General features: G+C 66.3%; 8 protein-coding genes. 5 read left to right on the top strand and 3 right to left on the bottom strand.

All coding sequences use genetic code 11. The annotated features are described in order from the left end of the window. The first annotated feature begins 60 nt into the window (after positions 1 to 60). Genes CWS39_RS23060 through CWS39_RS23075 form a run of 3 tightly spaced genes read left to right on the top strand, consistent with a single transcriptional unit; the run spans position 61 to position 2,856 of the window. A complete protein-coding gene (locus CWS39_RS23060; RefSeq protein WP_102145238.1) occupies positions 61 to 843 on the top strand; it encodes a DUF2470 domain-containing protein in 783 nt (260 codons plus the stop codon). 21 nt (positions 844 to 864) lie between these two features. Next, a complete protein-coding gene (locus tag CWS39_RS23065) occupies positions 865 to 1,629 on the top strand; it encodes a CPBP family glutamic-type intramembrane protease (protein ID WP_102145228.1) in 765 nt (254 codons plus the stop codon). A 30-nt stretch (positions 1,630 to 1,659) separates the two neighbouring features. Further along, entirely contained in the window at positions 1,660 to 2,856 is a 1,197-nt protein-coding gene (locus CWS39_RS23075; RefSeq protein ID WP_199178270.1) for an LCP family protein, read from the top strand. A 3-nt stretch (positions 2,857 to 2,859) separates the two neighbouring features. Here CWS39_RS23075 and CWS39_RS23080 read toward each other — a convergent pair whose 3' ends face one another. Beyond that, positions 2,860 to 3,459, bottom strand: a complete 600-nt coding sequence (locus tag CWS39_RS23080; protein WP_158240389.1) for a TetR/AcrR family transcriptional regulator — start codon at positions 3,457 to 3,459, stop codon at positions 2,860 to 2,862. 57 nt (positions 3,460 to 3,516) lie between these two features. On the opposite strand from CWS39_RS23080, the gene CWS39_RS23085 reads away from it, so the two are divergent. Continuing rightward, entirely contained in the window at positions 3,517 to 4,431 is a 915-nt protein-coding gene (locus tag CWS39_RS23085; protein ID WP_102145231.1) for an oxygenase MpaB family protein, read from the top strand. A gap of 129 nt (positions 4,432 to 4,560) precedes the next feature. Here the strand turns inward: CWS39_RS23085 and CWS39_RS23090 are convergent, their stop codons facing one another. Both CWS39_RS23090 and CWS39_RS23095 read right to left on the bottom strand, forming a co-directional pair. After that, on the bottom strand, positions 4,561 to 4,857 hold the full coding sequence (locus CWS39_RS23090; RefSeq protein ID WP_102145232.1) for a hypothetical protein: 297 nt from the start codon (positions 4,855 to 4,857) through the stop codon (positions 4,561 to 4,563). A gap of 571 nt (positions 4,858 to 5,428) precedes the next feature. Then, on the bottom strand, positions 5,429 to 5,773 hold the full coding sequence (locus CWS39_RS23095; protein WP_142386911.1) for a hypothetical protein: 345 nt from the start codon (positions 5,771 to 5,773) through the stop codon (positions 5,429 to 5,431). 187 nt (positions 5,774 to 5,960) lie between these two features. Between CWS39_RS23095 and CWS39_RS23100 the strand changes: the two genes are divergently transcribed. Beyond that, positions 5,961 to 6,782, top strand: an 822-nt coding sequence (locus tag CWS39_RS23100; RefSeq protein ID WP_142386912.1) for a type I restriction enzyme HsdR N-terminal domain-containing protein, incomplete at its 3' end; no start/stop codon positions are given.

Below are 6,782 nucleotides of genomic sequence, written 5' to 3' on the forward strand. Positions count from 1 at the left end.
TGCGCGGATCTCGTCGCCATAGTTAAGTAAGGCTTACCTCACCTAGTGAAAGGCGGCGTGATGGCAGTTGCAGCACCGACGACAGCCGAGCGGATTCGCAGCGCGTGCGCCCGCGGGGGCGGCGCGATGCTCGCCGTGGACGGCGTCGAACCCGTCCCGACCCCGGTGCACCACCTGTTCGACGACGGGTCGTTGGCCCTCACCGTGCCGGTCGACGGTGAACTCGTCGGAATGGTGCTGGCAGCCGGGCCTGCCGGGGTGCAGGCGGTGTTGGAGATGACGGATTACGCCCCACTGCCGCTGCGCGAACCCGTGCGCTCGCTGGTGTGGATCCGCGGTCGGCTGCACGACGTGCCGACCGCCGAGGTGCCGGCGCTGCTGGATCTGATCGCCACCGAGCATCCCAATCCCGCTCTGTTGCAAGTCAATTCGGCGTCTGAAGACGAGGACCCCCGCTACGCGCTGCTGCGGCTTGAGATCGAGTCCGTCGTCGTCGCCGATTCCACCGGGGCGGAGTCCGTCGGTGTCGGCACACTGCTCGGCGCGCAACCCGACCCGTTCTGCACCATGGAGTCGTGCTGGCTGCAGCACATGGAGGCCGCCCACCGCGACGTGGTCGACCGGCTGGCCACCCGGCTACCGATGGCCTTGCGCCGCGGCCGGATCCGGCCGCTGGGCCTGGACCGCTACGGCGTGCAGCTGCGGGTGGAGAACGAGGACGGCGACCACGACGTGCGGCTGCCGTTCCCCAAACCCGTCGACGACATCACCGGCCTCAGCCAGGCCATTCGTGTGCTGATGGGCTGCCCGTTCCTCAACGGATTGCGCGCGCGCCGGATCTGATCGCCCGCTACCGTAGCTCGGGTGGGTGCGCCCGACGAGCTGACCGATCCGCAGCGGCGCACGCTGAAGATCGAGATCGCCGTCGTGCTGGCGGTGACATTCGCCCTCAGCGCCTACACGGCCCTGCTCAACCTGATCGAAGCGGTGCTGCTCGGCCTGTCCGGCCAGACGGTGGCGCTCAATCCGCGCCGCTCGCCGTTCGACCTGATCGACCTCGGGCTGAACCTGGCATCGCTGGCGCAGCTGATCGCCTGGGGTGCGCTGGGCCTGTACCTGTTGTGGCGCAGCGGAATCGGGCCGTCACAGATCGGGCTGGGCCGACTGCGCTGGCGCTCCGACGTACTGGGCGGCATCGGCCTGGCGGCACTGATCGGCCTGCCCGGCATCGGGCTGTACGTCGCCGCGCGGGCCCTCGGCCTGAGCGCGGCCGTGGTGCCCGCCGAGCTCAACGACACCTGGTGGCGGATCCCGGTGCTGATCGGCATGGCGTTCGCCAACGGTTGGGCCGAAGAAGTCATCGTGGTCGGGTTCCTGCTGACCCGGCTGCGCCAGCTGCACGTGCACCCCGTCGTCGCGCTGGTGGCGTCAAGCGCGCTGCGCGGCGTCTATCACCTGTATCAAGGCTGGAGCGCCGGGTTGGGCAACTTTGCGATGGGCCTGGTGTTCGGCTACGTCTGGCAGCGCACCGGCCGGCTGTGGCCGCTGGTGATCGCGCACGGCGTCATCGACACGGTGGCGTTCGCCGGTTATTCGCTGGCGGCCGGACACCTGGGCTGGTTGCAGTAGTTATCCAGCCGCAGCACGTACATTTTTGAGGTGAACAGCAATCGCCCGCCGGACCCGAGGCTGCGTCGGCCTGCTGTTCACCCACCGCCACGGCGCGAGCCATCGCAGGTGATCCGCCGCGACCCCGGCTACCGACCCGCCTGGCCGCCCAACCCGCCGACACCGCCGCCACTGCCACCCCCGCCTCGTCGCCAGGCGCCCCCGCCGCCTCCCCGCCAGGCGCGCCCGCCACAGCAGCGCCCACCCGTCGCGGTGCGCAAACCCAAGCGGAAACGCCGCTGGGGCGCCATGGTGGCGGCGTTGCTGCTGGTGTTCGTCGCCGGCGTCGTCGCCGCAGGCGTCTGGGCCGATTCGCAGTTGAACCGCATTCCGGCGCTGGCCGACTACGCCGAACGGCCCGCCGCGGGCAAGGGCACCACCTGGCTGCTGGTCGGTTCGGACAGCCGCCAGCACCTGACGCCGGAGCAGCAGGCCGAGCTGGCCACCGGCGGCGACATCGGCAACGGCCGCACCGACACCATCCTGCTGGTGCACGTCCCGGCGATCGGGTCGGGCACGCCGACGACGATGGTCTCCATCCCGCGCGACTCCTACGTCTCGATCCCCGGCTACGGCGAAGACAAGATCAACGCGGCGTTCGTGTTCGGCGGCGCGCCGCTGCTGGCCCAGACGGTCGAGCAGGCCACCGGCTTGCGGCTGGACCACTACGCCGAGATCGGGTTCGACGGTTTCGCCTCCCTCGTCGACGCCGTCGGCGGGGTGACGATGTGCCCACCGGAGCCGATCAGCGATCCGCTCGCCGGCATCGATCTGCCCGCCGGCTGCCAGAAGCTCGACGGCCGCAACGCGCTCGGCTACGTCCGCACCCGGGCCACGCCCCGCGCCGACCTGGACCGGATGTTCAACCAGAAGCAGTTCATGTCCGCGCTGATGCACCGCGCGGCCAGCCCGGCGGTGCTGCTCAACCCGCTGCGCTGGTATCCGATGGCGGACTCGGCCACCGACGCGATCACCGTCGACACGGGCGCGCACATCTGGGATCTGGCGCGGCTGGCATGGTCGCTGCGCGGCGACGTCACCACCGTCACCGTGCCGATCGGCGAGTTCACCGGCAGCGACTACTCCGGAGCCGTCGTGATCTGGGACAGCGACGCGGCCACCCACCTGTTCGAGGCGCTGGCATCCGATGCCCCGGTGCCGCAGGCCGTCATCGACGCGCAGCCGTAACGGTCAGACCAAGCAGTAACGCACCAGCATGTCGACCAGGGCCGAGGTGAATTGTGCTTGTGGCATAGGCGGTTTCGCGGCCAGCACGTACTGGAACGACACTCGTAACGCGGTTTCGACAATCAGCCACGACGCGGTTTCCACGTCGACGTCGTCGCGCAGTTGATCGCGGTGGGCCCGTAGATACTCGTCGGCGACCCCGACCAGCGTGTCGATCAGCTCGCGCATCTTGTCGAATCCGTCCAGCCGCGGCATTTCCTCCATCACCACCCGCAGCAGCGCCCGATTGGCCTGTTCGACGTCGAGCATTGTGCTGACCGCGAATTCGAGGGCCTGCCGCGGCGCCAGATCGGAGGCATCGGCGAACCGGCCCAGCACGTCGGCCGCCACGGCGTCGGCGAGGCGGCGCAGCACCGCCAGCACGACGGCATCCTTGTCCGGAAAGTATTGGTACAACGAGCCTTTGCTGATGCCGGCCTGCGCGGCGATGCGGTTGGTCGACGCCGCGGCGTAGCCGTCGGCGATGAGGATGTCCTCGCAGGCGTCGACGATGCGCGCCACCATCTCCCGCGAGCGGGCCTGCTGCGGTGGCCGTCGGTGCACACCCCGATTCTGCCGGACACCCTTGAATGCGACCTATAGGTCGTATACGGTCGAAGTGTGCTGGTCGACAGATATGTGAAAGCGGCAGCCACCCGCGTGGCCGAGGCGGTGTTCCGGGCGGATCTACACGACGTGGACTACGACCAACCCGTTGGCGACCCCGGATGGTTCGGCCCGGACTCGGCCATCTGGTACGTCCACAACCACCTGTCGGCGGCGCTCGGCGGTTGGGCGGGCCTGTACATGGAGCCGCTGCATCCGGCGTTCGCCGCCGCGGCCGTGGAACATTCGGTCATCTACCGCGGGGAGCCGAGCTGGGATGTGCTCAGCGCGCGGCTGGGCCGCTCGGCGGCGTTCGTGTCGGCGTGCACGTTCGGCTCGACGGTATCGGCCGAGCGAGCGTGCAGGATCGTCTCGGCGATGCACAAGACGGTCGTTGGCACCCTGCCCGACGGCCGTCCCTACGCGGCCAACGATCCAGACGCGTTGCGATTCGCCTACGCCACCTTGGCTTTCGGGTTCTTCGCCGCCCATCAGAAGTACCACCCGAAGCCCCTTCGCGGTCGACGCGCCGACGAGTACTTTCGCCAATGGGCCCGCATCGCAGGCGAACTCGGCGCCACCGAGCTTCCGGAAACCCTTGCCGACGTGGAGAAGTACTTCGCCGAGGTAGCGCCTCGGCTATCGGTATCTGCGCAGACGCTGGCCAGCATCGCAATATTCGAGGGGTTACCGATGCCGCTTATCGCACGGCCTGTCTGGAACATTTTGGAATGGGCGGCACGAGACCTCCTGCCGCCGTGGGCCCGCGAACTCTACCGCTATCCCGACACCTTGCCTGTCGCCGATTGGCTGCGGCACCGATTCGTCAAGGCGGCGATCGGCGTTGCCAACGACCTCATCGGCGGAAACGGCGCGGCCAACCAGGCTCTCGACCGCATCAACCGGGGCAGTCTCGTCAAGACCGCCTAGCGCTCATGGACGATGATGCGCGCGCCGCGTGACGGCGCCAGCACGGCGCGTCGGGCGATCATGTCGATATTCGACCGGGGCTGCTCAACATTCAGGACCCTTTGGACGACGAGGCGCGATCAAGCCGCCTCATCGTTGCTCCGAAGATGGAACAAGAGATCGCAACCTGACGACTCGCGCATGGCTGTTTAGGTTCGTTGTGTCGTCGGTTGGTTGCAGACTCGTGACGTGACCGCTGGCAAGTTCGTTGAGGTGTCGCTGACCGAAGCCCGTCGCGCGCTCGACAAGCCTGTGTTCGCGCTCCCGCGCGGCCACATACTCGGCGACGGTGTGATGCGAACACCCCGCCAGCTCCGCAGCATCACGAAACGAACCGGTCAAGTCATAGGCTTCCAGAATTTCCATGATCTCCTCGGCAGACTTCACTCATCCCCTCCTCGGGAACTGAACAACGGTTGGCGCCGTTCAGCGCACCCGAGGAGGGGCCCCGCACCCCGTAGGCGCGCGGGACGAACAACAAGTNCGCGAGCTCCCGCATACCGTCAAGCGTATTGGCGCGCAGCGGTCAGCCCAGTCACGAAATGTTGCCGTTGAGTGTATGACGGCGGTGTTCTGGTCAATCTCATCCGCCGCCGCGATGACAGCACGGGTACCTGGCGCGATAGCGGCAGGTAAGCATGTTGGCGTTGCGCACCGTCACCCACCCTGCACCTGGCCGTTGCAGCCCTCTTGTCGACACACTGTGATGGGGCCGTCGGGGTGTCTGACCGCGAATTGACTTCCGTGAACCAGTTGTACACCTTGAGATCTCTCAGCAAAGAGCCACCAAATGAAACTCCGTAATCGGCAGGGGCGGCCTGTATCTGAACCTTCACCGGGCGGGGGAAGTATCCGTCACGCAGGGATTCTTTCCGCGATAGAGGTCCGTGTGCCGCGGAAGAAGGGGACGGCGGTTAGGCGACTTTATTGGCGATCCTGCCCACGGAGGACAGGGGGCTCATGGGTCGGCAGTGCCGTCGTCCGGGTCGTCCCGACGCATCCTCGCGTCCCACTCCACCATCGCCGCTTTCACGGCATCCAACAGCTCCCGCGACTCCGGAGTATCCCTACGCATAAGGTCACCAACCGACCGCTCCTGCGCGTAGGGCAGCAGTTGCTTCATCGCGGACAGGGCGGCACCGACTTCGGGGTCGATGGCATTCTCGTGCACCACGGTGGCCATCAGTAGGCCCTGCAACACCCCGGCTTCGCGGTACACGCGAAACATGTTGGAGCGGCGGGTGATCTCGGCAGAGCGTGCCATCCGCTCGGTGGCGGGATCGGGTGCGGTGAGGTCAGTCATGTCTGTGACGGTAACGCGAGGGTGTGACGTCCGACGTGCGTACATCGACCAAGGGACTGAAAGCTGAGTGAGCTCATCGAGCATCTCGGGCTTTGATGCGACGGCGGGTCTGCCGGTCACGGTTAAGCGGCGTCGATAGGCTTTGGGAAGCTATCTCACACTAGGCAGGAAGTCAGAGGCATGTGACGTGACCGACTCAGCTCCGACCGTAACCGTTGCTGGATCGGTGCCCGAGGGGAAAGTGGCGGACTTCCTCACAGGGAAGCTCGTCAACGACACCCCTGAGGAATACGTACGTCAGAACATCGAGAAGGCGCTCGTTCGCCAATACAAGTTCGCCCCGAAAGATTGCCAGCCTGAGTTTCCGATCAAAGTCGGCTCCAGCCGCAAGCGGGTGGACATCGTCGTGTTCGGCGCCGGGCAGCCGCACACGCAGCCCAACTGCCACGTATTGATCGAAACCAAGCGCGCCGATGTGAAGCCGACTCACCGCACAGAGGGTGTCGGTCAGTTGCAGTCCTACATGGCGGCATGCCTCAACGCCAAATACGGCATCTGGACCAACGGCGACGAGAAGTTCTGCTACGCGAAGCGGTCGAATGGCAAGGGCGGCTGGGAGTTCGAGGAAATCATCGATATCCCCGGGTATGGCCAGTCCGAGGACGATGTTCAGCGACCAAAACGCAAGGATTTGAAGGTCGCGACCGCCGACAACCTACTGTTCGCGTTCCGGCGGTGCCACAATTTCATCGCTGCACACGAGGGGAAACAAAAGACCGAGGCATTCTGGGAGCTGCTCAAGCTGATCTTCACGAAGATCGAGGACGAACGCTCCCCGAGTCTGAACTTCTACGTCACGCCGGCCGAGCGCGCCAGTAGCACCGCCGCGTCGGCAGCCAAGAAGCGAATCCAGAGCTTGTTCGAGGCGAAGGTGGTCAAGAAGTACCCAACTATCTTCGAGGAGCGTGACCGGGTGTTGACCGGCACTCAGGATGAGCATGATGGCGGC

The organism is Mycobacterium hubeiense (assembly GCF_002838065.1).
Classification (GTDB): domain Bacteria; phylum Actinomycetota; class Actinomycetes; order Mycobacteriales; family Mycobacteriaceae; genus Mycobacterium; species Mycobacterium hubeiense.